Origin of the sequence: Mycolicibacterium pallens, from assembly GCF_019456675.1 — a bacterium.
Taxonomy (GTDB): domain Bacteria; phylum Actinomycetota; class Actinomycetes; order Mycobacteriales; family Mycobacteriaceae; genus Mycobacterium; species Mycobacterium crocinum.
In genome coordinates, this window is sequence record NZ_CP080333.1 from 5,672,024 (window position 1) to 5,698,589 (window position 26,566).

A 26,566-nucleotide genomic window follows, 5' to 3' on the forward strand; every position below is an offset into this window, starting at 1 on the left:
CGCTAGTCGCTGATCAGGCCTTTTGACCAGGTACCCGTCTGTTCCGTCGCGGCGATATGCCAACCTGGACAGGTGACAAAGACACCCGTGTGTGTACTCGGGCTCGGGCTCATCGGCGGCTCGGTGTTGCGCGCGGCGGTCGCAGCCGGACGTGAAGCATTCGGTTACAACCGGTCCGTCGAGGGCGCCCAAGCCGCCCGGTTCGACGGCTTCTCCGCCAGCACCGACCTCACCGAGGCCTTGGACTGGGCCGCCGAACGCGAGGCGCTGATCGTGCTTGCCGTGCCGATGCCCGCGGTGTCGTTGTTGCTGGGCCACATCAAGGATGTCGCCGGCGAGTGCCCGCTCACCGATGTCATCAGCGTCAAGGGCGCTGTGCTCGACGCCGTGCGCAAGGCCGGCCTGCTCGACCGCTATGTCGGGGGCCATCCGATGGCCGGCACCGCCCACTCGGGTTGGAGTGCCGGCAATGCGCGCCTGTTCGTCGGTGCGCCATGGGTTCTCACCGTCGACGAGCACGTCGACGCCCGGGTGTGGGAGCAGGTGATGAACCTGGCTTTGGACTGCCACGCTGTCGTGGTTCCCGCCAAGTCCGACGAGCACGACGCGGCGGCGGCCAGCATTTCGCACCTGCCGCACCTGCTCGCCGAGGCGCTGGCCGAGACGGCCGGCGAGGTGCCGCTGGCTTTCGCCTTGGCGGCCGGCTCCTTCCGGGATGGCACTCGCGTCGCCGCCACCGCGCCGGATCTGGTGCGGGCCATGTGCGAGGCGAACGCCGACCAGCTGCTGCCTGCCCTGGATCGCGCGCTCGAACTGCTGAACCAGGCTCGGGAATCGCTGGCCGAGAAGGGCTCGGTGGCCGAACTCGTCGAGGCCGGCCATGCCGCCCGGGCTCGCTACGACAGCTTCTCGCGCCCGCAGATCGTCACCATCGCGATCGGTGAGGAGGACTGGCGCTCGGAACTCGCGGCCGCCGGTCGCGCCGGCGGCGTGATCAGATCCGCTCTGCCAGTCCTGGGTAGTCGACGATGAATCCGTCGGAGTCGACGGTGATCGTGGTGTCGGCGACCGGCGAGTGCAGCTTGATGCCGTCTCCGCTGTTGGGGCCGGAACTGCCGTAGCTGATCGTCGCCTGCTTCACGGTCAGGTCGGGCAAACTCACGTACACCACTGGCAGAGTCACCGAATCGACGCGCTGATGCAGTCCGGTGCGCCGGATCGGCAGCGCGTTGAAGAACGGGCTGAAGACCACGTCGACGTCGAGTGCGCCCTCGTAGGCACCCCTCGACTGGCCCTGATGATCGGTGATGAGCCACATGCCTTCCTCGTCGCGGGCGATCGACAGTTGCCGATCACGCTCGGCGAGGGTGACGCTCATGGACAGCCGTTTTGTCGCGCCGGTTTCGTCGGTCACCAAGTCATAGGACGCGCTGAAGGCCGGGTTGGTCGCGGCGGCGGCGGCCACGATGCGGCCGTAGGCCTTGATGCGATTGCCCGATAGCTGGACCCGGGCCGATTCCATCCGCGAATCATCGTGCGCGCGCCAGGTCAGGATCGCCGGCCAGGCGCTTTCGGTCGCGTCGTTGGCTGCACTCACCCGTCTACCGTATGCGACGGGCCACCCCGTTCGTAACCAGGTCGGGAAGTGCGGCTCATCTGTGATGCGGGTACGTGCGCATCGAAACTCACCTCGTCGTCGAGCAGCGGTTGCGGCATCCGCCGGAAGCGGCCGGTGCCCGGCACCGAGGCCCACACCGCCAGGGCGAGCAACCCGTCGAGCACCAGCGCCAGCACCGTCACCAGCAGCGCACCGACCAGCGCGAGGTAGAACTGGCGGATCTTGATGCCGTCGATCAAATACCGGCCCAATCCGCCGAGGCTGGCGTAGGCGGCAACCGTTGCCGTCGCCACCACCTGCAGGGTCGCGGTGCGCAACCCGCCCAGAATCAGCGGCAGCGCATTGGGCACTTCGACGCGCAGCAAAACCCTCGCCTCGGTCATGCCCATCGACCGGGCGGCATCTTTCACCGCCGGGTCCACATTGGCGATGCCGGCGTAGGTCCCGGCCAGTAGCGGCGGGATTCCCAGCAGCATGAGCGCGACGGTCGGTGGCAGCAGCCCCAACCCCCACAGCAACACCCCGAGCAGCAGCACGCCGAGCGTGGGCAGCGCCCGCAAGGCGTTGACGCCGGTGACCACCAGGAAGGTGCCGCGCCCGGTGTGTCCGATGAGCAACCCGAGCGGGATGGCGATGAGTGCGGACACGACGACGGCCACGGCGGTGTACTGCAGGTGTTCCAGAATGCGAACCCCGAGACCGGCCCGACCACCCCAGTTGGCGCCGGTGAAGATGTAGGCCAACGCCTGATGCAGGAAGTTCATGAGCCCACCTTCACCCGGGCCCACGGGGTGATCAGCTTGCCGGCCAGCAGGATCAGCACGTCGATGACGATCGCCAGCAGGAAGATCGCGATGATGCCCGCGACGATCTGGTCGCTCTTGTCGGACTGGTAGCCCTCGGTGAACCAGGTTCCTAGGCCGCCGATTCCGATGACCGAACCCACCGACACCATCGAGATGTTGGTCACCGCGACCACCCGCAACCCGGCGATGAGAACCGGAATCGACAGCGGGAGTTCGACTTTGAGCATCCGCGACACGCGGGTGTAGCCGACGGCGGTGGCGGCGTCGCGTACCTGGGCGGGCACCGCATCAAGGGCTTCGGGCACCGCCCGCACCAACAGTGCGGTGGTGTAAAGGGTGAGCGCGACGATGACGTTGGCCTCGTCGAGGATTCGGGTCGGGATGATCAGGGGCAGCACCACGAACAGCGCCAGCGACGGAATCGTGAAGATGATGCTGGCCGTCACCGTGGTCAGTCGGCGCAACACGGTGGTGCGCCACACGTAGGCGCCCAGCGGCACCGCGATCACCAGACCGAGGACCACCGGAACCAGCGAGAGCCGAAGATGGATCACGGTCAGCGCCCACGCTTTGTCGAGATGGGTCAGCAGGTAGTTCATGACTTGCGTTGGGCCTCCAACGCATCGAGCACGTCGTCGGCCTTCACCCCGCCGACGACCTGCCCGTCGTCGTCGACGGCCACACCGAGCCCGGCCGGTGAGGATAGCGACGCATCCAGAGCCAGGCGCAGGGTGCCGCCCGGGCCGAACAGCGAGCCACCCGCAATCGTGCTGTCGTACAACGAGCTTCCGCCCCGGTGCAGCTCGACCCCGTCCGCGTCGAGCCAGGCGTAGGGTCGGCCGTCGTCGCGGGTCACCAGCCGCCAGTCACCCGGTCCGAGGGTCAGCGCATCGATGTCGGCTTCCTTGACAGTCTGTATGTCGTGCAGCGGCAACCCCGCTGCCTGCCAGAACTGCAGACCCCGGTAGCCGCGGTCGGCGCCGATGAAACCGGACACGAATTCGTTTGCGGGATTGGACAACAACCGGGCCGGGGCATCGTACTGCTGCAGGGTGCCGCCGGGCCCGAACACCGCGACCCGGTCACCCAGTTTGATCGCTTCGTCGATGTCGTGGGTCACGAATACGATGGTTTTCTGCAATTCGCCTTGGAGCCGGAGGATTTCGGCTTGCAACTCATCGCGCACCACCGGGTCGACGGCCGAAAACGGTTCGTCCATCAACAGCACCGGCGGATCGGCGGCCAGCGCACGGGCGACGCCGACGCGCTGCTGCTGGCCGCCGGACAGCTGCGCGGGATAGCGATCACCGAGTTTGGGATCCAGGCCCACCCGCTCCAGCACCGTATAGGCGGCCTTGCGCGCGGTCCGCCGCGACTCGCCCTTGAGTACCGGCACCGTCGCCACGTTGTCGACCACCCGCTGGTGCGGCATCAGTCCGCCGCTCTGGATGACGTAACCGATCCCGAGTCGCAGCTTGACTGGGTTGACGCCGGCGATGTCGCGGCCGTCGACCGTGATCGTGCCGTAACTCGGCTCGATCATCCGGTTGATCATGCGCATCGACGTGGTCTTACCGCAGCCCGAGGGACCGACGAAGACGGTCAGTGTGCCGGTCGGCACCTCCATGCTCAGGTCGTCGACGGCGACGGTTCCATCCGGATAGGTCTTGGTGACATGGTCGAAGGTGATCATCTATTTCCCGATCGGTTTGTCGAAACCGTTGTCACGTATCCACTTTCGCGCTGCCTCGTCGGGGTCGACGCCGGAGTTTCCCGATACGGCGGTGTTGAGATCGATGAGAGCCTGAGTACTCAGCTTGGCCGACACCGCATCCAACACCGTCTTGAGTTCGTCGGACTTCTTCTGCGAACTGACCAGCGGCACGACGTTGGCGGCCAGAAAGTTGTTCTTGGGGTCCTCCAATACCACCAGCTTGTTCTGCGGAATGGCCGGCGAGGTGCTGAAAATGTCCGCGGCGGTGACGGTGCCGTCGGTCAGCGCACGTACCGTCGCCGGGCCGCCGCCGTCACTGATCGCGACGAAGTTGTCGGGCCGGATGTCCAGGCCGTACTTGGCTTTCAGTCCCGGCAGCCCCTCGGTGCGGTTGAGGAATTCCGACGGGGCACCGAACTTGACCTCAGGGGAATGGGCGGCGAGATCGCCGATGGTCTTGAGATTCCACTTCTGTGCGGTGGCTTCGGATACCGCGACGGTGTCGGTGTCGTTGGCCGGAGAGGGAGTCAGAATCGACAAGTCGCCGGGCAACACCCGGAACAACGCCAGCTCCACCTGATCCGGTGTGGTCACCGTGGTCTTGGAGTCGAAGTACTGCAACAGGTTTCCGGTGTATTCGGGCACCAGATCGATCGAGTGGTCGCGCACCGCCGGGATGTAGGTCTCCCGACTCCCGATGCCGAACTGCCGGCCGACCGTGAAGCCGTTGGCCTCCAACGCCTGCGCGTAGATCTCGGCGATGATTTTCGACTCCGGGAAGTCGGCCGAGCCGACCACCAGATTCTTCAGATCACCCGACGCCGATCCGCCGCCAAGAGGATTGGCGCTGCCACAGGCGGCCACCACCGGCAGCACGAGGGTGAACAGTATCGCCGCACACCACAGTCGCTTCCTGCCCCGCGACGCATTCATGCGCGTCCTTTCACCCGGCCCCTTTTTTTCCGACAGTAACCGGACTTTCCGGCACGCGCCGAGGTTTACATCAGGGCGAACGTCAGCGTTTTGTCATCACGGCATTGTTTCCGCACGGCACGACAGGGAACAATGACCGGATGACGAGCAGTGAACCGTTAGGGCCGCAGCACGAGGCCACGCCGCCGATTCCGCCGCCTCCTCCCGCCCCGGCGCCTTCGACGACCAGCACGCCGGCCGCGGTCAAGGAAGTCAAGTTCACCCGTGCCGCAGCGCTGTGGTCCTCGGTGATCGCCGGACTGCTGGTCCTCACGATCCTGCTGGTCTTCATCGCCCAGAACACCGAATCGGCATCGTTTGCCTTCTTCGGCTGGCACTGGTCGCTGCCACTGGGCGTCGCGATCTTGATGGCAGCGGTGGCCGGCGGCCTGGTGACCGTCCTTGCCGGGGCGGCGCGAATCTTCCAGCTCCGTCGTGCGGCGAAGAAGAATTTGAAAGCGGCCCGTCAGATCTAGCCGAACGTTTCCAAGCCACGGCTGATCAGCACGGCAACGGCCTCGCCGGCTTGGTCGTCGTCGGTAGCGTCCGCCGACATCCGCCGCCGGAAGTCGATTCCGGCCACGATGATGGCCAATTTGAAATACCCGAGTGCCATCTGAAAGTTCCAGTGCGCCAACGAATTTCCCGAGACCACCGAATAGCGCTGCGCAAGATCGTCAGCCGATGGCATCTGCGGGGCGGTCCAGGACTTCTGTTCGCGGGAGATCAGATCCAGCATCGGATCGCGTTGCACGCACATCACCGCGACATCGGCCAGCGGGTCACCGAGAGTGGACATCTCCCAATCCAGCACCGCCCGAACGATTGTCGGGTCGTCGGGGTCGATGATGGTGTTGTCGATGCGGTAGTCGCCGTGCACGATCGAGTTACGGCTTTCCGCAGGAACGGCCTCGGCCAACTTGGTGTGCAGCCTCATCACGTCGGCGTCGCGCGGGTCGTCAGGCAACCGGACGTGTTGCCACTGCGAACCCCAGCGCCGTACCTGCCGTTCGAGGTATCCGATCGGCTTGCCGAAATCGCTCAAGCCCACGGCATCGGGGTCGACCTCGTGCAGGTCGACGAGCACGCGGATGAGGCTGTCGACGCAGTCGCTGACGACGGCGGCGTCGCCGAGCGCGTCGAGTTCGGCACGGGTGCGAACCACTTGGCCCGCCACATATTCCACCATTTGGAACGGCGCACCCCCGACGGAGTCGTCGTCCCGCATGGTGACCGCCGGTGCGACCGGTACCGGGCTGCCGGCCAGTGCGGCCACCACCCGGTATTCACGCGCCATGTCGTGTGCCGACGGGGTGAGGCCGTGCAATGGCGGGCGGCGCAGCACCCACTTGGACGCGTCGTCGTAGATCAGAAAGGTCAGGTTCGACCGACCACCCGAGATGAACTCCGCCTGCAGCTCGCCGCTGCGCGGGATACCCGCCGATCGCAGGTGCTGGTCCAACGCCGCCAGGTCGAGCCCGTCCAGAGAAGTCACCAGCTATGTATAGCTAATAGCGTTGCTTGCGCGGCAAGAGATCCCAAACATGTTCGGTGGTGTTGACGGCCGCCACGGTCCCGAAGCCGTTGCGGGCATACAGCAGGCGGGTGATCGACACGTAGTCGATCGGGAACGACAGCAACCGCTTGGTGCCCAGTAATTCGTGCAGGATCACGTTGATCACGCCGCCGTGGCTGAACACGGCGACCGTGTCGTCATGCTTGGCGGCACCGACGATATCGGACAGCGCCGCGGCAATCCGGCCGCGAAATTCACCCTCGTCGACGCTGCTGGGCAGCCTGCCCTCCGCCATCCGCGCCCACTCTTCGGGCTTCTCCTTTCGCACCTGTTCGATCGGCACGTGGGACAGTCCGCGGTCGTACTCGGCGAGCCGCTCGTCGACGTCGAGGGCCAGGTCGAGGGCCTTCGCGACGGGCTCGCCCGTCTGGATCGCTCGGCGCTGCGGGCTGCGGACCAGCCGGGTGATCGGAAACCGCGCCAGGGCCGCGGGCAGCCGCTCGGCCTGCCGCCAGCCTTCCTCGGACAGTTCGGGATCGGCCCCTTCGCCGGCCTCGGTCCGGTGGGGCAACGCATGCCTGACAAGCAACAACTGCATGCGGGCAACGATAAGGGACTACCGCGGCTTGCCCGGCGGCGCGTAGGCGGGGCGACCGAGGCCGAGGATCTGCTGGGCGATCATGTTGCGGAACACTTCCAGCGTTCCGCCGTAAATGCCCACCGGCGAAGCCAATCGGAAGATGTACTCCGCGCCACCGTTGTCGGCCGCACCTGAGGTACCGACCGGCAGGCTGGCGGCGGTGCCCAAGAGGTCCATTAAATCCGGCGTGATGTCGCGCATCGTCTGGGCGATCGAGACCCGTCCGGACATCGCCGGTGCGCTCAACGCCACCTCCAGGCGGGCCGCCGCGCGGCCCAATCGGTAGGCCACCGCGTCGTCGTCCACCCGTGCCACGGCGGCCACCCGGTCGACGGCCTCCGCGGTGAGCAGGATGTGCTCGGTCATCGTCGCCAGCTTCTGCAGGCCTTCGGTGTCGCGCTCGATGGTGCCGTGCTCGGCGTTGAGCGCGTCCCGCAGCACCGTCCAGCCGCCGTTGACCGCACCGACGCGATACTTGTCGTCGACGCGGACGTCGCTGTAGTAGGTGATGTTGGTGCGATCCCCGTCGACCGTGCGGATCCCCTGGATTTCCACGCCCGGCGAATCCAGCGGAACCAGGAACATCGTCAGGCTCTTGTGTTTGGGCGCATCCGGGTCGGTGTTGGTGATCAGGAAGACGTACTGCGCGTTGTGCGCGTTCGACGTGAACATCTTGGAGCCGTTGATAATCCACGCGTCGCCGTCCCGCACCGCCCGCGTCTTGCATGTCGCGACGTCGGAGCCGCCCTCGGGCTCGGTGTAGCCCAGGCACAGCCTGCGGTGCCCTGAAAGGACGGCCGGCATGAGCTCGGCGACCAGATCCGGGTCGGCGAACTTGGCGACCGCCTTGGCCACCATCATCGTGGTCGGCCAGTGAAACCACGGGGCGTGCACCCGGCCGATCTCCAGCTCCCAGATCCTGCGCTGCACGGCGGTGAACCCGCCGTGGGCCTCGTCGTGGAAGTCTTTGGCCAGATACCCGCGCTCGCCGAGCGCCAGATGCAGACCCTCGTGGAAGTTCTCCCCCGTCTGCCGATCGTGCTCGATCACCTCGTCGGTCACCAGCTCGGCGAGGTCCGCGCGCACCTGACGCTGAAACTCCTCGTCCTCGCGGGACAGCGCGACCAGGGAGAAATCCATGGCCGTTACATTACTCAGCCTTGTTGTAACTCCGCCAGAATCTCGTCGGTGTGGTCGCCGAGCTTTGGGGCGGCCGACCGCGGTGCCCACGGGGTGCCGTGGAAATCGGCCGGGGTGGCGATCATCGGGCCGCCGTCGGGGACGTCGACCAGACCGCCCGCGGCATGGAACTGCTCGTCACCGAGCACGTCCTCCATCGAGTTCACCGGCGACCAGAACAGGTCAGGTTCGTTGTCGAACACTGAAGCCCACTCGGCCAACGTCTTGGTCGCGAAGATCTCGTCGAGAGTCGCGATCAATTCACGGGAGTTGATCGCGCGGTCCCTGGCGGTGGTGAACCGGTTGTCGCTCAACCACTCCGGACGCCCCACCGCACGGCACAACGAGGGCCAGTGCCGGTCGGCTTCCAGACCGACGATCCAGAGTCGCCGGCCGTCGGCGGTGAGGTAGTTGTTCATGCACGGGTTGAACATCGTCTCGCGCTGACCGATCGCGATGGGCCTGCCGGTCTGCAGGAAGGTGTTGAGGTCGAAGCTCACGGTGTAGGCGCCCTGGCGGTACAGCGAGGTGGTCACCAGCTGTCCTTCACCGGTGCGGGCGCGGGCGACCAGCGCGGCGTTGATCGCCGCGGCCAGCGTCATCCCGGTCATGTGGTCGCCCATCCCGCCGCGCTGGAACGGTGGGCTGTCGCCGGGGCGGGTCAGCAGGTCGGCCACCCCGGAGCGGGCCCAGAACGCGGCGACGTCGTAGGCCGGGCGGTTGGCTTCCGGTCCGGTCTCGCCATATCCGGTGATCAACCCGTACACCAGGCCCGGGTTGAGCGTTGCCACCTTCTCGTAGTCCAGGTCGAGCCGGGCAAGAGCGTCGGGCCGGACGTTCGTCACGAAAACGTCTGCGGCCGACAGCAATTGGCGAGCGGTTGCCAGCCCCCCGTCGGTGGTGAGGTCGAGCACGATGCTGCGCTTGGACCGGTTGTCCATCTCGAACGGTGGGTTTTCATCGTCGTCGAGGCCGAGCATCCGGCCGAACATCCGACCGGGGTCACCGGTCGGAGGCTCGATCTTGACGACGTCGGCGCCCCAGTCGGCCAGGATTCCCCCAGCAGCCGGCCCGGCGACCCAGACGCCGAGCTCGACAACCTTGATGCCCTCCAGCGGTCCGGCCATCGACGCCCCTTTCGCTATGCGTTCGCCAAAGGCTAGTGGCTCCGCGTCGGGAGAATGCTATTCTCCGCACGGAGAGTGAGGAGTTCCATGACGAGAACGGACAATCCCGTGGACCTGGACACCACGACACTCGGCCGATGGCTCGATACCCAGGACGCCCCCGGCCAGGGCGAGGAAGCCGTCGCCGAGGTCCTCAAGGGCGGATCGCAGAACGTGCTCTACCGGATCACGCGCGGTGGCGAGGGCATGGTGCTGCGGATGCCGGGCCCCCGCGCCGACGAGCGGCGGCTCGGTGAGCTGCTGCGTGAGATCCGGCTGGAACGAGCGCTCAAGGGCACCGACGTGCCGCACGCCGAGCTGGTCGCCGCCGACGAGACCGGCGAGGTCCTGGGCAAGCCGTTCTATCTGATGAAGGAGGTCGACGGCTGGAGCCCGATGGAGGGCGGCTGGGAAAGCCCGTTCGACACCGACCTCGAGGCCCGGCGTGACCTGGCCTTCCAGCTGATCGAGGGGGCTGCGAAGCTGGGCCGGGTGGACTGGAAGGCCCAGGGGCTGGAGGGGTTCGGTAAACCCGACGGCTTCCACGACCGGCAGGTGGATCGCTGGCTGTCGTTCTTGGCGTCGTTCAAGGTGCGCGAACTGCCCGGTCTGGACATCGCGTCGGAGTGGTTGCGTAACAACCGGCCCGCGCATTACACGCCGGGAATCATGCACGGCGACTACCAGTTCGCGAACGTGATGTACGCCCACGGTGCTCCCGGCCGACTGGCTGCGATCGTCGACTGGGAGATGACCACGATCGGCGATCCGCTGCTCGACGTCGCATGGGCACTGCTGGGTTACGACGGGGAACACCCGAAGGAGACCGGTTTCTATCTCCCGATGGACGGCATGCCCACCCGCAGTGAGCTTCTGGCGCATTACGAAAAGGTCAGCGGGTTGGGATGCGAGAACATCCACTACTACCTGGTGCTGGCCAACTGGAAGCTCGGCATCGTGCTGGAGAAGACGTACGCGGCGGCCGTCAACGGCGGCAAGGCCGACCCCAAGGTGGTCGAGGCGTTCGGGGCAATGGTGCCCGGCCTGATCGAGACCGCCGCCCAGTTGGCACAGTCCGGTGAGGCGGCCTGATATGGGATACGCAGACACGCTCTTCGACCTGACCGGCCGGGTGGTGCTGATCACCGGCGGCAGCCGCGGCCTGGGCCGCGAGATGGCGATGGCGGCCGCCCGCTGCGGAGCCGACGTGGTCATCGCCAGCCGCAAGTTCGAATCCTGTGTCGCCACCGCCAAGGAGATCGAGAGCGAAACCGGCTGCACCGCAATGCCCTACGGTGTCCACGCCGGACGCTGGGATGAGCTCGACGGGTTGGTACAGGCCGTCTACGACCGGTTCGGCAAGCTCGACGTGCTGGTGAACAACGCAGGCATGTCGCCCACCTACGACAAGCTCAGCAATGTCAGCGAAAAGCTGTTCGACGCGGTGATGAATCTGAATCTGAAAGGACCCTTCCGCCTTTCGGCGCTCGTGGGTGAACGCATGGTTGCCGACGGCGGCGGGGTGATCATCAATGTCAGCACCCACGGTTCGCTGCGCCCGCATCCGTCGTTCATTCCGTACGCGGCCTCCAAGGCCGGGCTGAACGCGATGACCGAGGGGCTGGCCGCGGCGTTCGGGCCGACGGTGCGGGTCAACACGTTGATGCCCGGCCCGTTCCTCACCGATATCAGCAAGGCGTGGGATTTCGGCGATGGAAATCCGTTCAGCCGCCATGCTTTGCAGCGCGCGGGTGAGCCCGCCGAAATCATCGGCGCCGCACTGTTCTTGATGTCCGACGCGTCCAGCTTCACCACCGGCTCGATCCTTCGGGCCGACGGCGGCATCCCCTGAGGAGTCAAACATGGCATGGGACTTTTCCACCGAGCCGGAATTCGAGGAGAAGCTCGAGTGGATCCGGAACTTCGTGCGCGAGGAGATCGAGCCGCTCGAGGTGATCTTCCCCAGTTGTGAGTTCCTGCCGCTCAACGATGAGCGTCGCAGGATCGTCGACCCGCTCAAGCAGAAGGTACGCGACCAGGGCCTGTGGGCACCGCACCTCGGACCCGAGCTGGGCGGTCAGGGCTTCGGGGCGGTCAAACTCACGCTGATCAATGAAATCCTCGGTCGCGCAACGTGGTCGTCGATCATCTTCGGCACACAAGCACCCGATACCGGTAACGCCGAAATCCTCGCCCGCTTCGGCACCGAGGAGCAGAAGGAGCAGTACCTGACCGGGCTGCTGTCCGGAGAGATCTTCTCCACGTTCTCGATGACCGAGCCGCAGGGTGGGTCCGATCCGCGGGTGTTCACCACCCGCGCGGTCCGCGACGGTGACGACTGGGTCATCAACGGCCGCAAGTACTGGTCGTCGAATGCGTCGGTGGCTTCGTTTTTCATCGTCGTCGCGATCACCGATCCGGACGTGCCCGTGCACAAGGGGGCGTCGACGTTCCTGGTGCCGGCGGACACCCCGGGGGTCAAGATCGAGGCGACGCACCATCTGGTCGGCTCGTACTCTCACGATCCCGGGCACTCGCTGGTGCACTACGACAATGTCCGGGTGCCGGCGTCGGCGATGCTGGGCGATGAGGGTCAGGGCTTCGGAGTTGCGCAGTCGCGGCTGGCCGGCGGCCGGCTGCACCACGCCATGCGCTCCATCGGGGTGGCTCAGCGCGCGATCGACGCCATGGCCCGGCGCGCGAAAAGCCGGTTCACCCAGGGAAGTCTGCTGGCCGACAAGCAGCTGATCCAGGAGATGGTCGCCGACTCGTTCGTGGAGCTGACCCAATTCCGGTTGATGGTGTTGCATGCCGCGTGGCTGGTCGACACCGGCGGTGAACGGGCCGCGCGCGAGGCGATCGCGGCCTGCAAGATCGCGACCGCGAACGTGCTGAAGTCCATCGGAATGCGGGCGATCCAGGTCCACGGCGGCCTCGGCCTGACCGACCAGATGCCGCTGACCAGTGTGCTGATGGGCGGGATCACGCTGGGCCTGGCCGACGGGCCGACCGAGGCACACAAGGTCAACCTGGCCCGGCAGATCCTCAAGGGGTACGAGCCGGACGATCCGGTCTGGCCCAGCGAATTCCTGCCCAACCGGATCGAGCGGGCCCGGGAGAAATACGGCCACCTGATCGATCGCATTCCCGCGCTTCCTGTTTCGCCGTGACCAGCAGAGCCGCGGCCGCGGTGGTGCGCGCCCTCGACGACCGACAGCGGGAGGCCACGGAGGAGGTGGAGCGCATCCTGGCCGCCGCCGTGCGGGAGATGCAGCGGGTCTCCCCCGACGCGCCGCGAGTCAGCGACATCGTCGCCGCGGCCGGGGTGTCCAACAAGGCGTTCTACCGGTACTTCGCCGGTAAGGACGACCTGATGCTGGCCGTCATGGAACGCGGTGTGGGACTGGTGGTCTCGTATCTCGAACATCAGATGGCCAAGGAGAGCACGCCGGTCGGCAAGATCACCCGGTGGATCAGCGGGGCATTGGCCCAGGTTGCCGACCCCGAGCTGATCGGCATGAGCCGCGCCCTCGTCGGGCAGATGTCGGACTCCGACAAGCGTCGGATGGGCGAGGAGGAGACCATGGCCGCGATGCGTGAGCTGCTGGTCGAGCCGATCCGCCAATTGGGCAGTACCGATCCCCGGCGTGATGCCGACGCGGTGTTCGTGTGTACCGTCGGCACGATGCGTCGCTATGTGGACTCCACCGACCAGCCGGGTCGCAAGGACATCAGCCACCTCGTCGGGTTTTGCCTGCGCGGTCTTGGCGTATCGGAAGGGACGAGCTGATGCGCGCCGTCGTCTGCCGCGAATACGGCACGCCAGAGGATCTGGTGCTGGACGAATTGCCCGACCCGACAGCGGGTCCCGGCCAGGTCGTGGTCAAGGTGCACGCCGCCGCGGTCAACTACCCCGACGTGCTGCTGATCGACGGCAAGTACCAGATCAAGGTGCCGCCGCCGTTCAGCCCGGGCAGCGAGATGGCCGGTGAGGTGCTCTCCGTCGGCGACGGCGTCGACTATCGGCCCGGCGACCGAGTTTCAGCGACGACGTTCGTCGGCGCCTTCGCCGAACAGGCGGTGGTGGATGCTCGCGGCCTGGCCCGCATCCCCGACGGTGTCGACTACGCCGATGCCGCGGCGTTCGGCGTAACCAACCGGACGGCCTACTACACCCTGCGCACGGTTGCCCCGGTCAAGCCCGGCGACTGGGTGGTCGTACTGGGCGCAGGCGGCGGGGTCGGCCTGGCCGCCGTCGACATCGCAGTTCTGTTCGGCGCCAAGGTGATTGCTGCCGCATCCAGCGCGGAGAAGCTCGAGGTGTGCCGCCAGCGTGGCGCCACCGAAGTCATCGACTACGACAGCGAAGACCTCAAGAGCCGCCTCAAGGAGATCACCGGCGAGCGCGGTGCGCAGGTGGTTCTCGACCCGGTCGGCGGACGCTACTCCGAGCCCGCGCTGCGCAGTCTGGGCCGCGGCGGCAAGTTCGTTACGCTGGGTTATGCCGCCGGCTCCATCCCGGCAATCCCACTGAACCTGGTGATGCTCAAGGGAATCACCGTTCAGGGCATGGAGATCCGGACATTCGCCACCGACTATCCGGACCAGATCGCCCGGGACGACGCCGAGATCGCGCAGCTGTTCGCCGAGGGCAAGCTGCGCCCGTACATCGGTGCCCGATTCCCGCTCGAGCAGGCGGCCACCGCGTTGCGCTACATCGCCGACCGGAAGGCGATCGGCAAGGTCGTCATCGACGTCGCCTGACGGCGAGAAGATCTAGGGCGTGATGATGTTGAAGCTCGGATCCGGCTGATCGAGCGCACCGAGGAGCTTCTGCAGGGCTTCCGCGTCGCCGGTGATCTCCAGGCCCGGCGACGTGAAATCGCCTCCCGCGACGGCTAATAGCCGTAACTTGGTGGCGAACCGGATGGTTGCCGTCGCCGTCGACTCATCCGCCGGGCACTGGCGGTAGACCAGCACACCGTTGCGCAGGGTGAGCCGGTAGTTGGTGCTGAGGTCCCCGAAGGAGATGTCCAGTGCGAGGTCGAGATCCCAGGCCCGCGGACCGTTCACGCTGATCGCCAGCACGTCGAACATCTGCTCCGGAGTGAGCTGCGCCAGCAGCGTCGTCGGTGAGACCGCGGTGGGTGTGCCGAAATTGCCGTCGCGCAATTCGGTGGCGCCGGACAGGAAGAAGTTGCGCCACGTCGCGCACTCGGCACCGTACGCCATCTGCTCCAGGGTGTCCGCATACAGCTCCCGAGCAGCGGCATGATTCTCGTCGGTGAATATTACATGATCGAGAAGGGTTGCCGCCCAACGATAGTCACCCGATTTCGCGGCGGCGCGCGCCAGCTCGACCACCCGGTCGGCGCCGCCCATCGCTTCGACGTAGCGCGGTCCGATCGCCTCCGGTGGATGCGCCCACAACCGTGCCGGGTTGCCGTCGAACCATCCCATGTACCGCTGGTAGACGGCTTTGACGTTGTGGCTCACGGATCCGTAGTAGCCGTGGGCATGCCACGCTTTGTGCAGCGCGGGCGGCATCTGGAAGCTCTCGGCGATCTCGATGCCGGTGTAACCCTGGTTGAGTTGGCGCAGCGTCTGGTCGTGCAGGTAGGCGTAGAGATCGCGCTGCAGGGAAAGGAATTCGACGATGTTGTCCTGCCCCCACGTCGGCCAGTGGTGCGAGGCGAACACCACGTCGGTGCGGTCGGCGAACGTGTCGATGGCCTCGGTCAGGTAACCCGACCAACCGTGTGGGTCACGGACCAGGGCGCCACGCAGCGTCAGCAGGTTGTGCAGGTTGTGCGTCGCGTTCTCCGCCATGCACAGGGCGCGGAACTTCGGGAAATAGAAGTGCATCTCGGCGGGCGCCTCGGTGCCCGGCGCCATCTGGAATTCGATCTCGATGCCGTCGATGGTGTGCGTCTCGCCGGTGGTGGTGATGTCGACGGTCGGCACGATGATCGCGACCTCGCCGGTCGACGGCGTCTGCCCCAGCCCGCAGCCGACCTGTCCCTGGGGTCCGCGGTCAAGGACGGCGCCGTACATGTAGCCGGCCCGACGCGCCATTGCGGTGCCCGCGTAGACGTTCTCCTGAACCGCGTGCTCGGTGAAACCCTCGGGCGCCAGCACCGCGACCTTGCCTGCGTCGACCTCGGCCTGAGTGGTCACCCCGAGGACACCGCCGAAGTGGTCGACGTGGGAGTGGGTGTAGATGACGGCGACGACCGGGCGGTCACCGCGGTGCGCGCGATAGAGCCCGAGTGCCGCCGCGGCGGTTTCGGTGGAGACCAGCGGGTCGATCACCACGATGCCGGTGTCGCCCTCGATGAAGCTGATGTTGGACAGGTCCAGTCCGCGCACCTGGTAGATGCCCTCGACCACTTCGTAGAGGCCCTGTTTGGCGGCCAGCGTGCTCTGCCGCCACAGGCTCGGGTGGACCGACGTCGGCGCGTCCCCGGAGAGAAATCCGTAGGCGTCGTTGTCCCACACCACCCGTCCGTCGGCGGCTTTCACCACACACGGCGTCAGCGCGGCGATGAAACCGCGATCGGCATCGGCGAAATCAGCGGTGTCCTCGAACGGCAGGGACTGCAGGTGCTCGTCATGGGCGGTCTCGATGACGGCCGACGGCGGCTTGGGTGTCATACCCGACATCCTTGCCTAGAGCGACGGAGTCAGGTCCAGAATCCGTTGAGCGGCTGGGCGTACTTGTCGTTGTTGGTCATGTAGGGCACACCGAGCGCATCCTCGATCGTGCGCAGAGTGCTGTAGTGGTCGTAATGATCGGTGACGACAAACGCGCCGCCCTGCATTCCGCCCGCGCTGACCGCCAGCGGTGACGGAATCACGACCGTGACGACGTGATTGCCCTCGTTACCGAAGCCCAGCGTGATGTTGTTGTTGTCCTCGTCGAACGTGATGATCAGAGCCGACTTCGAGTTCTTCCACTCCTCGGAGTTGATGATTGTTGTCACGTTCTCCTGCAGGAACGCGTCCAACGCCGGAACGTTGTACTGATGGCGCGGATCGATCTGCGAGAACGCGAAATGCGCCACCCCCGCCAGCGAGTTGACCGGTCCTTCGCCGTTGGAGTTCTCGTCGGCAGCGACCCACACGAAATTGGCTGTCTGCCCGGGCGTATTGAGGTCGGTGGCCAACTGCGTCAACGGGAACATGTGCGCGGCCGCATAGGCCGGGTTGTCCCCGATTCCGGCGAAGGCGGGATAAGGGGTTTGGTCCGGCGAATAGTTCGCGGTCGGCGTTAGTGGCTGTCCCGGCGTCATGCCCTGCGCGTAGGCGGACCACGTCTTGCCGTGAGCGGTGAGGTTGACCGTGAGGTTGTTCGGATCGTTGATACACACCGAATCACAGTTGTAGGTCTTGCCGTAGACCTGGCCGCCGACGATCGCGTAGTAGTTCGGCATGCTGGGATGGGTGACGGCGTAATAGTTGTTGGCGAGCCCGTACGCATTGATCAAGCTGTTGAGATACGGCGCGTTGGGGCTACCGACGATGTCGTTGTAGCCCTTGTTCTCCATATAGATCAGGAACACATGATCGAGCGGCTGGACATCTGACACCGGCGGCGTCGGGTCGGGCGGCGCCGCCTGGGCGGTGCCGATGCTGAAGGACAGGTTGTCGGCGTACGCATTGTTGAATCTGGCGGTGAAACCGATCACCACCGGATTCAGGTCGTGCATGGTCAGGGTCACCACGGCGCTGCGCGTGCCGACCGGGACGGTCCCGATGGCGGTGCGCTGCCGGAATCCGGTCTGCCCCCAACGGTCCAGATTGGACACCGGACCGATCGAGGAACTGCCGAGGTAGGTCTGGTTCTCATCCAGGAACGTGACTTTCACCGTGGCGAACGACGGGTCGAACAGGTACCCGCCCAGGTAACCGTTGAGGTTGAACGGCACCGTTCCGGTGTCGATTTCAGTCTTGGAGGCGCTGAGGTCGACCGTCTGGGTGAGCGCCGACGTGGCGACATCTCCGCCGCTGAAGAACTGATTGCCGCCGCTGGGTGGCGCGGCGTTGACGCCCGGGAACGACACGATGGCGGGAAGATTCGGCCAGGCGAAGCTCAGACCCACCGGCCACGCGTTGCGGAGCTCGCCGTACTTGACCACCGTTGGAGTGCCGGATGCAGTCCACCCGGGCACGCTGACCGCACTGTTGCCATACCCGGCTGTATCGCCGAGTTCGGCGCCGGGGTTCATCAGCAGGTTGGGGCCGGTGGCGGGCACCGCACTGGTCGTCACCGCCCCGGTCTTGCCGACACCGGTGATGCGACGTAGCTCGTCGCCCATGTAGGCCAGCATCGACGAGATCGTGGCCGGCGACGGCGGCGTCCCATCGCCGAGGAGGGAATGCAACGTGGTGGCGATCGAGTGCGCCGTCGGAACGTGTGCCACCGGAGCCGAAAGTTGCTGCGGCTTATTGGCTTTGGCAGACGACTGAGCCGTCGCCAAGCTAGGCGTCACACGGTGCGACTTGGCCACCGCCGTCGGTTTGGGCTTACCCGCCGATGCTGTGCTTCCCGTTGTCGAGGTGTTCGACGGCTGGGCGTCCGCCACACAGGGCGTGCTGGCCAACCAGGAACCGATTCCGAGGGCTACCGCTAACGCCCCGACCCTGCCGATATGTGCTGCATTGCCCATGACCCGTACTCCCGCCGACCCGATACACCAGATGGTACGAAGTACGGGCCCTGCGCGGACCGTAATTGACGGGTTACTTCGGCGCGCTCAGGTCGTAGACCTCCGTGCCGCCGATGTCCTGGGCGGTGAAGTGCTGCTGCACCCACTGCGTGATCTGTGTTCCGGTGCCCGACTCCCCGCCTGGGCCACCGCGATGGTTGCCACCGGGACCGCCGCCGACGATGAAGTAGTGGACCTGCCCGGACGCCACGTAGTTCTGGAACTGCTCCAGAGTCGGTGAGTTGTCGCCGCCGCTGAACCCGCCGATCGACATGATCGACGTGCCGGTCGCGAGTTCGAGACTGCCGGCGACGTGCGACCCGACAGTGGCTGCGGCCCAACGGTTGTCGGCCTGCAGGAGCAGATCCTTGAGTTCGGAGTTGTCCGATGGCAGCACCTCTTGCCCCCCGGGCCCGCCGGGACCACCGAAGCCGAATCCGCCACCGGCGCGGGCCGGACCCGACGTCGGGATACCGCCACCGTGGCTACCGGCAACTGTCTCCACCGTGTAGGCCGCGGTCGCGCCGAGCCCGAACAGCAGGCCTGCCGCGGCGACCGCGACGGTCCACCGGCCCAGCCGATGAGCGCCGGCCACCAGCACGGCGGACACCAGAATCGCGCCGACCAGAACGGTCCAGCGCAACCAGGGCATCCACTCCGGCGTGCGATCGAGCAGGATGAAATTCCACACCCCGGTGACCACTAGCATCGTTGCGAGGACGATCCGGGGCGCCGCAAAGTCCCTGCCGCGCCACAGTTCTCGCACACCGATACCGATCACCGCACCGATCGCCGGCGCCAACGCGATCGTGTAGTAGGGGTGCATGATCCCTTTCATGAAGCTGAACACCACGACCGTGACCACCAGCCAGCCGCCCCACAGCAGTAGTGCCGCCCTGGTCCGGTCGGTGCGCGGCGCGCGTCGGGTGAACCACAGTCCGGCCACCAGAGCGATCAACGCGGCAGGCAACAGCCAGGAGATCTCGGTTCCCATCGACTCGCCGAACATTCGGGTGATGCCGGTGGAACCGCCGAACATCGAGCCGCCCATCGGTCCGGGACCGCCGCCGGAGCCCGAGCTGCCGCCCGGGTTTCCGTCACCGCCGAACACCCGCCCCAAGCCGTTGTAGCCCAGCGCCAGCTGGAGCAGGCTGTTGTTGGTGGATCCCCCGATGTAGGGCCGGGACTCGCTGGGCCAGAGGCTGACCAGAGCCAAATACCAGCCGGCGGACACCACCATCGCGATCAGACCGATCGCCAGGTCGCGCAGCCGTCGCCACACGCTGCCCGGGATCGCGACCAGCACCACCAGCGCGAAGGCGGGGGTGACCAGCAGAGCTTGCAGGAGCTTGGTCAGGAACGCGAACCCGATGGCGACACCGGCCAGCGCTATCCAACGGGTGGACTTACCGTCCAGCGCGCGGACCACGCAGTAGGCGGCCACCACCATCAGCAAGACCAGAAGTGCGTCGGGGTTGTTGAACCGGAACATCAATGCGGCCACCGGCGTCAGTGCCAGCACGGCTCCGGCCAGCAGGCCGGCACCATAACCGCTGACGCGGCGTACAGCGCTGTAGACCAATGCCACGGACGCAACCCCCATGAGCGCCTGGGGCACCAGCATGGACAGCGTGCTGAATCCAAAGATCCTGCCGGACAAGGCCATCACCCACAGTGCGGCCGGCGGTTTGTCCACGGTGATCGCATTGCCCGCGTCGATCGAGCCGAACAGTAACGCTTTCCAGCTCTGTGTGCCGGCCTGCACGGCGGCCGCGTAATACTCGTTGGCCCATCCGGCGGCATCCAGGCCCCACAGGTAGAGCAGGGCGGTGACCGCAAGCAGAAGACCGAGTGCCGGTCGCACCCACCGTGGACGCAGCGCACGCGGCTCGTCCTGTGGATCGATGACCGTCGGCCTTTCTGTGTGTTCGGCAAGCATGGTCATGACTTTCCTCCAACAGTCTGGCCGGTGCGACGGGGGTGGAACACCCAGCCGCGCAACAGCACGAAGCGAACGACAGTGGCCATCAGATTGGCCGCGATCAGTACCAGCAGTTCGACGGCCCGGTGCGGCTCACCCAGCATGTGCAGCAGGGCCAGCGCACCACTGGTCAGCCCCAGCCCGATGCCGAAGACGACGAATCCCTCGAACTGGTGTCGTGCCACGCCGGTGCGACCGCGAACCCCGAACGTGAACCGCCGGTTGGCCGCGGTGTTGGCGATCGCCGTCACCAAGAGCGCAACCAGGTTGGCACCCTGGGCGCCGATCGGACGCAGCAGCAGGAACAGCAGAAGGTAGGCCAACGTCGACGCGATACCGATCGCCGCGAACCGCACACCTTGGTTCAGCAGTGACTTCGGTGCGCCGGCCTGGTTGCCGAACTGGGCACCGATGGCCTGCACCGGGATCTGCCCGGTTCCAAAACCCTTGAACAAGCGGGCAATTCCCTTCAGATCGGCGATGGCGGTGGCCACGATGTCGACCCGGCTGTCGGGATCGTCGATCCAGTCGACGGGCACTTCGTGGATACGCAGGCCGCTGCGTTCGGCCAGAACCAGCAGCTCGGTGTCGAAGAACCAGCCGGTGTCTTCGACGTAGGGCAGCAGCTCGGCGGCGACGCCGGAGCGGATCGCCTTGAACCCGCATTGTGCGTCACTGAACTTGGCAGACAGCGTCGAGCGCAGGATCAGGTTGTAGCAGCGTGAGATCACCTCCCGCTTGGCGCCGCGCACGACCCGTGAACCGCGGCTGAGCCGGGTACCGATCGCCAGATCCGAATGCCCCGACACCAGCGGTGCCACCAGCGGCGCCAGCGCAGCCAGGTCGGTCGAGAGGTCAACGTCCATGTAGGCCAGCACCGGCGCATCTGAGGTCGACCACACCGCGTGCAGCGCCCGTCCCCGGCCCTTCTGCTCCAGGCGCACCGTGCGCACCTCGGGCAGATCGGCGGCCAGCCCGGCGGCGAGCGAGGGGGTGTCGTCGATGCTGGCGTTGTCGGCGATCGTGATGCGGAACGAGAACGGGAACGCCTCCCGCAGGTGCCGGTGCAGCCGGTGGATCGAGTCGGCCAGAACGGCCTGCTCGTTGTACACCGGCACGACGACATCGAGCACGGGCACACCGCGGTCTGCGGCGATCAGTGCGGCGTTGCGTCGGCGTGCCACGGGGAGGTCGGTGATGGTCATGCTTTTATGGTCGACGGCCGCGGTGAGGGCCCAATTTGTCTTTGCTATGCGGCGGCTGTGAATCCCTGCGACAGGTCGTAGACCGTCACGCCGTCGATGTCGCGGGACGTGAAATTGACGCTCACCCAGTGCTGGATCTGTTCGGCGGCGTCACTACCGGTCCGGTTGCCGAACATGAATCCTGGCATGTCGCTGCGGATGAACCAGTGGATGCGCCGCTGGGCGACGTAAGCCTGGAACTGCTCGAGGGTCGGTGCGGGATCGGTGCCGTTGAAGCCGCCGACGGCCATCACCGGCGAGCCGGTCGCGAGCTGATACCCGGCGGCGTTGCTGGATCCGACAGCAGCAGCGGCCCACGTGAATTGGTCGGCGTCCTGGCGCAGCGCCGCCGTCAGCGTCGTGCCGGGCCGCGGCGCATCGAACATTCCTCCCGGCGGCCCGCTCCGCGTGCTCGACGGACCCACCGAAGGGATCGCACCGCTGTGCGGCGCGGCGACGGTGGCCATCGAGAAGGCGGCGGGCCCGGCGAGTGCGGCGACCACTGCCAGCGCACCCACGGCCGTGCCCACCCGGTGCGGCAGCCGGACCACGACCAGAAGCAGCAGGGCGCAGCCGATCGCGGTGACCACAACGGCGACCCGAAGCCAGGGCAGCCATTGCGAATCACGGTGTAGCAGAAGGTACGTCAGAACTCCGGTGATGACCACCACCCCCGACAGTGTGGTCGCGGCGCGAATGTCGGTGCGATGCCGCCACAGCAGTGCCGTACCGGTCGCGAGCCCGCCGGCGACCGCGGGGGCCAGCGCCACGGTGTAGTATGGGTGCAGGATGCCGTTGGCGAAACTGAACACCACTGCGGTGACCACCAGCCAGCCGCCCCACAGCAGCAGCGCGGCTCGGGTGAGATCGGTACGCGGTGCGCGCCGGGTGAGCACCAGCCCGGCGACGATCGCGATGACCGCGGCGGGCACCAGCCACGCGATGTGCGTGCCCATCTCGTTGCCGAACAATCGCGCCCATCCGGCGTCGAAGTTCATGTTGCCCAGCCCGCCGGTCTCCTCACCGGTGATGCGGCCCAAGCCGTTATAGCCCAGCGCCAGTTCGACGATCGAATTGTGTTGTGAACCGCCGATATAGGGACGCAGAGTCGCCGGCCACAAGGCGACCAGCAGGAGGTACCAACCGCCGGAGAGCACCAGCGCACCCACCGCCACCGCCAGCCGGACGAACCGCGCCCGCAACGGCGCGTCGGCGGCGATGAGGAACACCGCGCCCAGCGCGGGCAACACCAGGAAGGCCTGCATCATCTTGGCCAGAAAGCCGACCCCGACCGCGACCCCCGCCAGCGGCAGCCACCACCATGCGGCGTCACTGTCCAACGCGCGCAGCGTGGCGTAGGCGGCGGTGACCAGCGAAAGTACCAGCAGCGCATCGGGATTGTTGAACCGGAACATCAGCGCCGCCGCCGGGGTCAACGCCAGCACCGCACCCGCGAGCAACCCGGGCCATGGCCCGCTGACCCGGCGCACCGCCGCGTAGAGCACCGCGACCGCCGCGACACCGAACACCGCCTGGGGCAGCAGGATTGCCCATGAGTTGACACCGAACACTCGCGCCGACAGACCCGTCACCCATAGGGCGGCGGGTGTCTTGTCGACGGTGATCGCATTGCCCGCATCACTGGACCCGAACAGCCAGGCCGTCCAGTTCTCGGCGCCGGCCTGGGCCGCCGCCGAATAGAACGGGTTGGCCCAGCCGCTGGCGCCCAGGTTCCACATGTACAGCACCGCCGTCGCGGCCAACAGCAGCGCCAGCGCTCCATAGTGCTTGCTGCGGATCATGATTCGTTCGTTCGGGGCAGCCGCACGGCGAACTCGGTCAGGCCCGGGACGCTGTGCAGCGTGATGCTGCCGCCGTGGGCCCGCACGACGGCCGAGGCGATCGCCAGGCCCAGTCCGGTGGATCCGCCCTTGCGGGACCGGGAGGTATCCCCGCGCGCGAAGCGCTCGAATACCTCGGACTGGAGCCCGGCCGGGATACCCGGCCCGTCGTCGACCACCCGCAGCACAGCGGCATCCGGCTCGGCGTGCAACGACAACGTCACCGACGTCCCGGGCGGGGTGTGGGTGCGGGCATTGGCCAACAGGTTGGCCACCACCTGATGCAGGCGGGCGTCGTCACCGGTGACATACAACGGATCCGACGGCACATCGAGGTTCCACTCGTGGTCCGGCCCGGCGATGTGGGCATCGCTGGCGACGTCGGCCGACAGCCGCGACAGGTCGACGGGCTCGCGTTCCAACGGGCGACCTGAGTCCAGGCGTGCCAGCAGCAGCAGGTCCTCGACGAGGTGGGTCATCCGTTCGGCCTCGGACTCCACCCGGCCCATGGCGTGCGCGACGTCATCGGGCACTTGGTCCCGTTTACGTTGCGCCAGTTCGGTATAACCGCGGATCGCGGCCAGCGGGGTGCGCAACTCATGGCTGGCGTCGGCGACGAACTGGCGCACCCGGCTCTCGCTGGCCTGCCGCGTCGAGAGCGCGGTCGAGATATGGTCGAGCATCCGATTCAGTGCCAACCCCAACCGGCCCACCTCGGTGTAGGGGTTCGCGTCGATCTCGGGTACCCGCACCGGCAGCTCAACCTCACCGCGATCCAGCGGCAGGTTCGCCACCTCTCCCGCGGTCGCGGCCACCCGGGTGAGCGGCGTCAGCGCGCGACGGTTGATCAGGATGCCTGCGGTGGTGGCCACCGCGAGCGCGGCCGCCGTGACCACCGCGAACGTCAGCGCGACCCGCAACAGCGTCGCATTGAGGTTGCCCAGGCTCATCCCGATCACCAGCGTCTCGCCGGTGAGCCTGCTTCGGACCGACATCACCCGGTAGTCGCCGAGACCTTTGAGGTCGCGGGTCACCGGTCGGCGTTGCCCTGCGTTCTGCGCGAGTTGGTCGACTGCACCGGGCGGTACCTGCGTGCGTACGCCGCCAGGACCGAGCAGGCCGGCGTCGCTGGCGCTGCCGTTGGTGATGACCGCCGCGATCATCCCGATCGGCTGGCCAGGAGCATCGAGGAACTGCGGGCCGGGGCCCGGGCGGGGCCACGGCGGCCGATTGTCCCGGAACGCCGGCGGCAGTGGAGGCGGTGGCGGTTCGCCGTAGATGACGGCCGACCGGTGCGCGGTCTCGCGTAGCTGATTGTCGACCTCACCGATCAAATATTGGTGCAGCGCAAGGATTGTCACCGCGCCGATGCCGAGGCAGACGACGAGCAGCAGGCAGAGCTGACCGATGAGCAGCCGCGCAGACAGCGACCTGGTGCTAGCTCGCAGGTTTGAGAACATAGCCCGCGCCGCGCAACGTGTGGATCATCGGATCGCGCCCGCTGTCGATCTTCTTGCGCAGGTATGAGATGTACAGCTCGACGATGTTGGACCGGCCACCGAAGTCATAGCTCCAAACCCGGTCCAGGATCTGGGCTTTCGACAACACCCGCTTGGGATTGCGCATCAGGAAACGCAGCAGCTCGAATTCGGTGGACGTCAGCGAGATCGGTTCGCCGCCCCGGGTCACCTCGTGGCTGTCCTCGTCGAGCACCAGATCGCCGACGACGATCTGAGCGCCGCTGTCCTCGGTGGTCACGCCGGTGCGGCGCAGCAGCGCCCGCAGCCGCAGCACGACTTCCTCGATGGAGAACGGCTTGGTGACGTAATCATCGCCGCCCGCCGTCAACCCCGCGATGCGGTCTTCGAGGGCATCCTTGGCGGTCAGCAGCAGCACCGGCAGTTGGGGGTTCTGCTCGCGCAATTTCCGCAGCACGTCCAGGCCGCTCATATCGGGCAACATGATGTCGAGCACCACCGCGTCCGGGCGCGCGCTGCGCGCCGCGGTGATCGCCGACGCGCCGTCGGCGGCGGTGGCGATGGTCCAGCCCTCGTAGCGCAGGGCCATCGACACCATCTCGGCCAGCACGGTTTCGTCGTCGACAACCAGAACGGTGATCGGGTTGCCGTCGGCTCGGCGCATGACGACACGTTCCGCCGCTGAAGAGGTCATGTTCTCCAGTATGGGAGCGGCGATGAGCGGTTCCTATGGCATTCCTATGTCCCGGCTGTGAAACCCTACGCACAGTGCGCGCTGACGCTCGGCACAGCGGACGCACAGCTCGGCTGCTCACCGTGGATTCATGACTGTCGAACAGCAACCCGTATGGGGCACCCCGGCGGAGCACTCCAAGACCTGGTCAACCCGCACAACCGTGGCAGCGGTCGGGATCGCGGCGGCGCTGGCCGCGGTCGGTGGCGTGGTGGTCTACGCCGCCACCGGCGGCAGCGGTGACGGGCATGCGGGCGGCCCGCCCGGTTGGGGTGGCGGCGGACCCGGTGGCCCCGGCGGGTCGCAGCGGTCGCTGCACGGCGAGAGCGTCGTCTCCGACGGAAAGGGCGGATTCAGCACCGAACTGACCCAGACCGGCGACGTCACCGCCGTTACCGACACCTCCGTCACGGTCCGCAGCCAAGACGGCTACAGCCACACCTACGTGCTCAACACCGACACCCGCAAGCCGCCTCAGCCGCTGCAGACCGGCACGCAGGTCTCGATACGCGCGACCGAACAGGGCGGCGCGGCTACAGCGACGATGGTGATGCCCGCCAGATAATTTTTCGGTGAACTTCTTTGAGGTCATCGAGACGGTAGGCAAAGCGATCGACGCGACGGGTGTCGCCGTGATCGCGATCGGCGCGTTGCTCTCGGCCGCGGGTGTGCTCCGGCGTCTGCGAACCGGCGACGCCTACCGGGCCTTCCGTCAACAGCTCGGCCGTTCGATCCTGTTGGGGCTCGAACTTCTGGTCGCCGCGGACATCATCCGCACCGTCGCCGTGACGCCGGATGCCCGCAGCGTGGCGGTGCTGGCCGGCATCGTGCTGATCCGCACGTTCTTGAGCTTCTCGCTGGAGCTGGAGATCACCGGCTACTGGCCGTGGCAGAAGAACCGGCAGCCGCAAGCCTCGACCGACCCCGCCGCGCCGACGCCCGGGACGGCCACGCGTCCGCAATGATGCGG

General features: G+C 66.7%; 25 protein-coding genes. 9 read left to right on the top strand and 16 right to left on the bottom strand.

Annotation, left to right across the window (positions count from 1 at the left end):
* Positions 1 to 87: 87 nt before the first annotated feature.
* Positions 88 to 1,032 carry a prephenate dehydrogenase gene (locus tag K0O64_RS27785; RefSeq protein WP_230986063.1) on the top strand — a complete coding sequence of 315 codons (945 nt, stop codon included), beginning with the start codon at positions 88 to 90 and terminating at the stop codon, positions 1,030 to 1,032.
* Here K0O64_RS27785 and K0O64_RS27790 read toward each other — a convergent pair.
* The 5 genes from K0O64_RS27790 to K0O64_RS27810 are packed head-to-tail and all read right to left on the bottom strand — an operon-like array spanning position 995 to position 5,071.
* Complete coding sequence (locus tag K0O64_RS27790) at positions 995 to 1,597, bottom strand: putative glycolipid-binding domain-containing protein (RefSeq protein ID WP_071948700.1); 603 nt, start codon at positions 1,595 to 1,597, stop codon at positions 995 to 997. The two genes, K0O64_RS27785 and K0O64_RS27790, sit on opposite strands and share 38 nt — an antisense overlap.
* The gene (locus tag K0O64_RS27795) at positions 1,594 to 2,382 is read right to left on the bottom strand and encodes an ABC transporter permease (protein ID WP_071948699.1); all 789 of its coding nucleotides are present in this window, start codon (positions 2,380 to 2,382) and stop codon (positions 1,594 to 1,596) included. The genes K0O64_RS27790 and K0O64_RS27795 overlap by 4 nt, the downstream gene beginning before the upstream one ends.
* Entirely contained in the window at positions 2,379 to 3,023 is a 645-nt protein-coding gene (locus K0O64_RS27800) for an ABC transporter permease (RefSeq protein WP_096312507.1), read from the bottom strand. The genes K0O64_RS27795 and K0O64_RS27800 overlap by 4 nt, the downstream gene beginning before the upstream one ends.
* Positions 3,020 to 4,117: an ABC transporter ATP-binding protein gene (locus K0O64_RS27805; RefSeq protein WP_071948697.1), complete on the bottom strand. Its 1,098-nt coding sequence runs from the start codon at positions 4,115 to 4,117 to the stop codon at positions 3,020 to 3,022. The genes K0O64_RS27800 and K0O64_RS27805 overlap by 4 nt, the downstream gene beginning before the upstream one ends.
* Complete coding sequence (locus tag K0O64_RS27810) at positions 4,118 to 5,071, bottom strand: ABC transporter substrate-binding protein (RefSeq protein WP_071948696.1); 954 nt, start codon at positions 5,069 to 5,071, stop codon at positions 4,118 to 4,120.
* 140 nt (positions 5,072 to 5,211) lie between these two features.
* Here K0O64_RS27810 and K0O64_RS27815 point away from each other — a divergent pair, with 140 nt between their 5' ends.
* A complete protein-coding gene (locus tag K0O64_RS27815) occupies positions 5,212 to 5,586 on the top strand; it encodes a LapA family protein (protein WP_071948695.1) in 375 nt (124 codons plus the stop codon).
* Here the strand turns inward: K0O64_RS27815 and K0O64_RS27820 are convergent.
* Genes K0O64_RS27820 through K0O64_RS27835 form a run of 4 tightly spaced genes read right to left on the bottom strand, consistent with a single transcriptional unit; the run spans position 5,583 to position 9,572 of the window.
* Complete coding sequence (locus K0O64_RS27820) at positions 5,583 to 6,605, bottom strand: phosphotransferase family protein (RefSeq protein WP_096312508.1); 1,023 nt, start codon at positions 6,603 to 6,605, stop codon at positions 5,583 to 5,585. The genes K0O64_RS27815 and K0O64_RS27820 overlap by 4 nt on opposite strands.
* 13 nt (positions 6,606 to 6,618) lie before the next feature.
* Positions 6,619 to 7,224, bottom strand: coding sequence for a histidine phosphatase family protein (locus tag K0O64_RS27825; RefSeq protein WP_096312509.1), 606 nt, complete (start codon positions 7,222 to 7,224; stop codon positions 6,619 to 6,621).
* Positions 7,225 to 7,242: 18 nt separating this feature from the next.
* On the bottom strand, positions 7,243 to 8,406 hold the full coding sequence (locus tag K0O64_RS27830; RefSeq protein ID WP_096312510.1) for an acyl-CoA dehydrogenase family protein: 1,164 nt from the start codon (positions 8,404 to 8,406) through the stop codon (positions 7,243 to 7,245).
* A gap of 14 nt (positions 8,407 to 8,420) precedes the next feature.
* Entirely contained in the window at positions 8,421 to 9,572 is a 1,152-nt protein-coding gene (locus tag K0O64_RS27835; protein ID WP_071948691.1) for a CaiB/BaiF CoA transferase family protein, read from the bottom strand.
* An 87-nt stretch (positions 9,573 to 9,659) separates the two neighbouring features.
* On the opposite strand from K0O64_RS27835, the gene K0O64_RS27840 reads away from it, so the two are divergent.
* The 5 genes from K0O64_RS27840 to K0O64_RS27860 are packed head-to-tail and all read left to right on the top strand — an operon-like array spanning position 9,660 to position 14,375.
* On the top strand, positions 9,660 to 10,703 hold the full coding sequence (locus K0O64_RS27840; protein WP_071948690.1) for a phosphotransferase family protein: 1,044 nt from the start codon (positions 9,660 to 9,662) through the stop codon (positions 10,701 to 10,703).
* 1 nt (position 10,704) lies between these two features.
* A complete protein-coding gene (locus K0O64_RS27845) occupies positions 10,705 to 11,463 on the top strand; it encodes an SDR family NAD(P)-dependent oxidoreductase (RefSeq protein WP_071948689.1) in 759 nt (252 codons plus the stop codon).
* A gap of 10 nt (positions 11,464 to 11,473) precedes the next feature.
* Entirely contained in the window at positions 11,474 to 12,781 is a 1,308-nt protein-coding gene (locus K0O64_RS27850) for an acyl-CoA dehydrogenase family protein (protein WP_096312511.1), read from the top strand.
* Positions 12,778 to 13,401, top strand: a complete 624-nt coding sequence (locus K0O64_RS27855) for a TetR/AcrR family transcriptional regulator (RefSeq protein WP_071948687.1) — start codon at positions 12,778 to 12,780, stop codon at positions 13,399 to 13,401. Before K0O64_RS27850 ends, K0O64_RS27855 begins: the two co-directional genes overlap by 4 nt.
* Positions 13,401 to 14,375, top strand: coding sequence for an NADPH:quinone oxidoreductase family protein (locus tag K0O64_RS27860; protein WP_096312512.1), 975 nt, complete (start codon positions 13,401 to 13,403; stop codon positions 14,373 to 14,375). The genes K0O64_RS27855 and K0O64_RS27860 overlap by 1 nt, the downstream gene beginning before the upstream one ends.
* A 12-nt stretch (positions 14,376 to 14,387) precedes the next feature.
* On the opposite strand, the gene K0O64_RS27865 is transcribed toward K0O64_RS27860, so the two are convergent.
* The 7 genes from K0O64_RS27865 to K0O64_RS27895 all read right to left on the bottom strand — a co-directional run bounded on the left by K0O64_RS27865 (position 14,388) and on the right by K0O64_RS27895 (position 25,527).
* Positions 14,388 to 16,265, bottom strand: coding sequence for an alkyl/aryl-sulfatase (locus K0O64_RS27865; RefSeq protein ID WP_096312513.1), 1,878 nt, complete (start codon positions 16,263 to 16,265; stop codon positions 14,388 to 14,390).
* Positions 16,266 to 16,294: 29 nt separating this feature from the next.
* Positions 16,295 to 18,034 carry an alkaline phosphatase family protein gene (locus K0O64_RS27870; protein WP_164520156.1) on the bottom strand — a complete coding sequence of 580 codons (1,740 nt, stop codon included), beginning with the start codon at positions 18,032 to 18,034 and terminating at the stop codon, positions 16,295 to 16,297.
* 319 nt (positions 18,035 to 18,353) lie between these two features.
* The gene (locus K0O64_RS27875; RefSeq protein WP_096312515.1) at positions 18,354 to 20,264 is read right to left on the bottom strand and encodes an ArnT family glycosyltransferase; all 1,911 of its coding nucleotides are present in this window, start codon (positions 20,262 to 20,264) and stop codon (positions 18,354 to 18,356) included.
* Positions 20,261 to 21,505 carry a bifunctional glycosyltransferase family 2/GtrA family protein gene (locus K0O64_RS27880; RefSeq protein WP_096312516.1) on the bottom strand — a complete coding sequence of 415 codons (1,245 nt, stop codon included), beginning with the start codon at positions 21,503 to 21,505 and terminating at the stop codon, positions 20,261 to 20,263. The genes K0O64_RS27875 and K0O64_RS27880 overlap by 4 nt, the downstream gene beginning before the upstream one ends.
* Positions 21,506 to 21,549: 44 nt before the next feature.
* Positions 21,550 to 23,346, bottom strand: coding sequence for a glycosyltransferase family 39 protein (locus tag K0O64_RS27885; RefSeq protein WP_096312517.1), 1,797 nt, complete (start codon positions 23,344 to 23,346; stop codon positions 21,550 to 21,552).
* The gene (locus K0O64_RS27890; RefSeq protein ID WP_096312518.1) at positions 23,343 to 24,845 is read right to left on the bottom strand and encodes a sensor histidine kinase; all 1,503 of its coding nucleotides are present in this window, start codon (positions 24,843 to 24,845) and stop codon (positions 23,343 to 23,345) included. Before K0O64_RS27890 ends, K0O64_RS27885 begins: the two co-directional genes overlap by 4 nt.
* Positions 24,823 to 25,527 (bottom strand): response regulator transcription factor, encoded by a 705-nt coding sequence (locus K0O64_RS27895; RefSeq protein ID WP_164520251.1) that lies wholly within the window; start codon positions 25,525 to 25,527, stop codon positions 24,823 to 24,825. Before K0O64_RS27895 ends, K0O64_RS27890 begins: the two co-directional genes overlap by 23 nt.
* Positions 25,528 to 25,687: 160 nt before the next feature.
* Here K0O64_RS27895 and K0O64_RS27900 point away from each other — a divergent pair, with 160 nt between their 5' ends.
* Together K0O64_RS27900 and K0O64_RS27905 are read left to right on the top strand one after the other, a co-directional pair.
* A complete protein-coding gene (locus K0O64_RS27900; RefSeq protein ID WP_125477510.1) occupies positions 25,688 to 26,161 on the top strand; it encodes a hypothetical protein in 474 nt (157 codons plus the stop codon).
* 7 nt (positions 26,162 to 26,168) lie between these two features.
* Positions 26,169 to 26,561 carry a DUF1622 domain-containing protein gene (locus tag K0O64_RS27905; RefSeq protein WP_096312520.1) on the top strand — a complete coding sequence of 131 codons (393 nt, stop codon included), beginning with the start codon at positions 26,169 to 26,171 and terminating at the stop codon, positions 26,559 to 26,561.
* Positions 26,562 to 26,566: the final 5 nt, after the last annotated feature.

Coding starts and splice junctions, on each gene's coding strand:
- K0O64_RS27795 (WP_071948699.1), bottom strand. CDS start 2,382: ATGAACTTCCTGCATCAGGCGTTGGCCTACATCTTCACCGGCGCCAAC.
- K0O64_RS27800 (WP_096312507.1), bottom strand. CDS start 3,023: ATGAACTACCTGCTGACCCATCTCGACAAAGCGTGGGCGCTGACCGTG.
- K0O64_RS27805 (WP_071948697.1), bottom strand. CDS start 4,117: ATGATCACCTTCGACCATGTCACCAAGACCTATCCGGATGGAACCGTC.
- K0O64_RS27810 (WP_071948696.1), bottom strand. CDS start 5,071: ATGAATGCGTCGCGGGGCAGGAAGCGACTGTGGTGTGCGGCGATACTG.
- K0O64_RS27815 (WP_071948695.1), top strand. CDS start 5,212: ATGACGAGCAGTGAACCGTTAGGGCCGCAGCACGAGGCCACGCCGCCG.
- K0O64_RS27825 (WP_096312509.1), bottom strand. CDS start 7,224: ATGCAGTTGTTGCTTGTCAGGCATGCGTTGCCCCACCGGACCGAGGCC.
- K0O64_RS27830 (WP_096312510.1), bottom strand. CDS start 8,406: ATGGATTTCTCCCTGGTCGCGCTGTCCCGCGAGGACGAGGAGTTTCAG.
- K0O64_RS27835 (WP_071948691.1), bottom strand. CDS start 9,572: ATGGCCGGACCGCTGGAGGGCATCAAGGTTGTCGAGCTCGGCGTCTGG.
- K0O64_RS27840 (WP_071948690.1), top strand. CDS start 9,660: ATGACGAGAACGGACAATCCCGTGGACCTGGACACCACGACACTCGGC.
- K0O64_RS27845 (WP_071948689.1), top strand. CDS start 10,705: ATGGGATACGCAGACACGCTCTTCGACCTGACCGGCCGGGTGGTGCTG.
- K0O64_RS27850 (WP_096312511.1), top strand. CDS start 11,474: ATGGCATGGGACTTTTCCACCGAGCCGGAATTCGAGGAGAAGCTCGAG.
- K0O64_RS27860 (WP_096312512.1), top strand. CDS start 13,401: ATGCGCGCCGTCGTCTGCCGCGAATACGGCACGCCAGAGGATCTGGTG.
- K0O64_RS27865 (WP_096312513.1), bottom strand. CDS start 16,265: ATGACACCCAAGCCGCCGTCGGCCGTCATCGAGACCGCCCATGACGAG.
- K0O64_RS27875 (WP_096312515.1), bottom strand. CDS start 20,264: ATGACCATGCTTGCCGAACACACAGAAAGGCCGACGGTCATCGATCCA.
- K0O64_RS27880 (WP_096312516.1), bottom strand. CDS start 21,505: ATGACCATCACCGACCTCCCCGTGGCACGCCGACGCAACGCCGCACTG.
- K0O64_RS27885 (WP_096312517.1), bottom strand. CDS start 23,346: ATGATCCGCAGCAAGCACTATGGAGCGCTGGCGCTGCTGTTGGCCGCG.
- K0O64_RS27890 (WP_096312518.1), bottom strand. CDS start 24,845: ATGTTCTCAAACCTGCGAGCTAGCACCAGGTCGCTGTCTGCGCGGCTG.
- K0O64_RS27895 (WP_164520251.1), bottom strand. CDS start 25,527: ATGCGCCGAGCCGACGGCAACCCGATCACCGTTCTGGTTGTCGACGAC.
- K0O64_RS27900 (WP_125477510.1), top strand. CDS start 25,688: ATGACTGTCGAACAGCAACCCGTATGGGGCACCCCGGCGGAGCACTCC.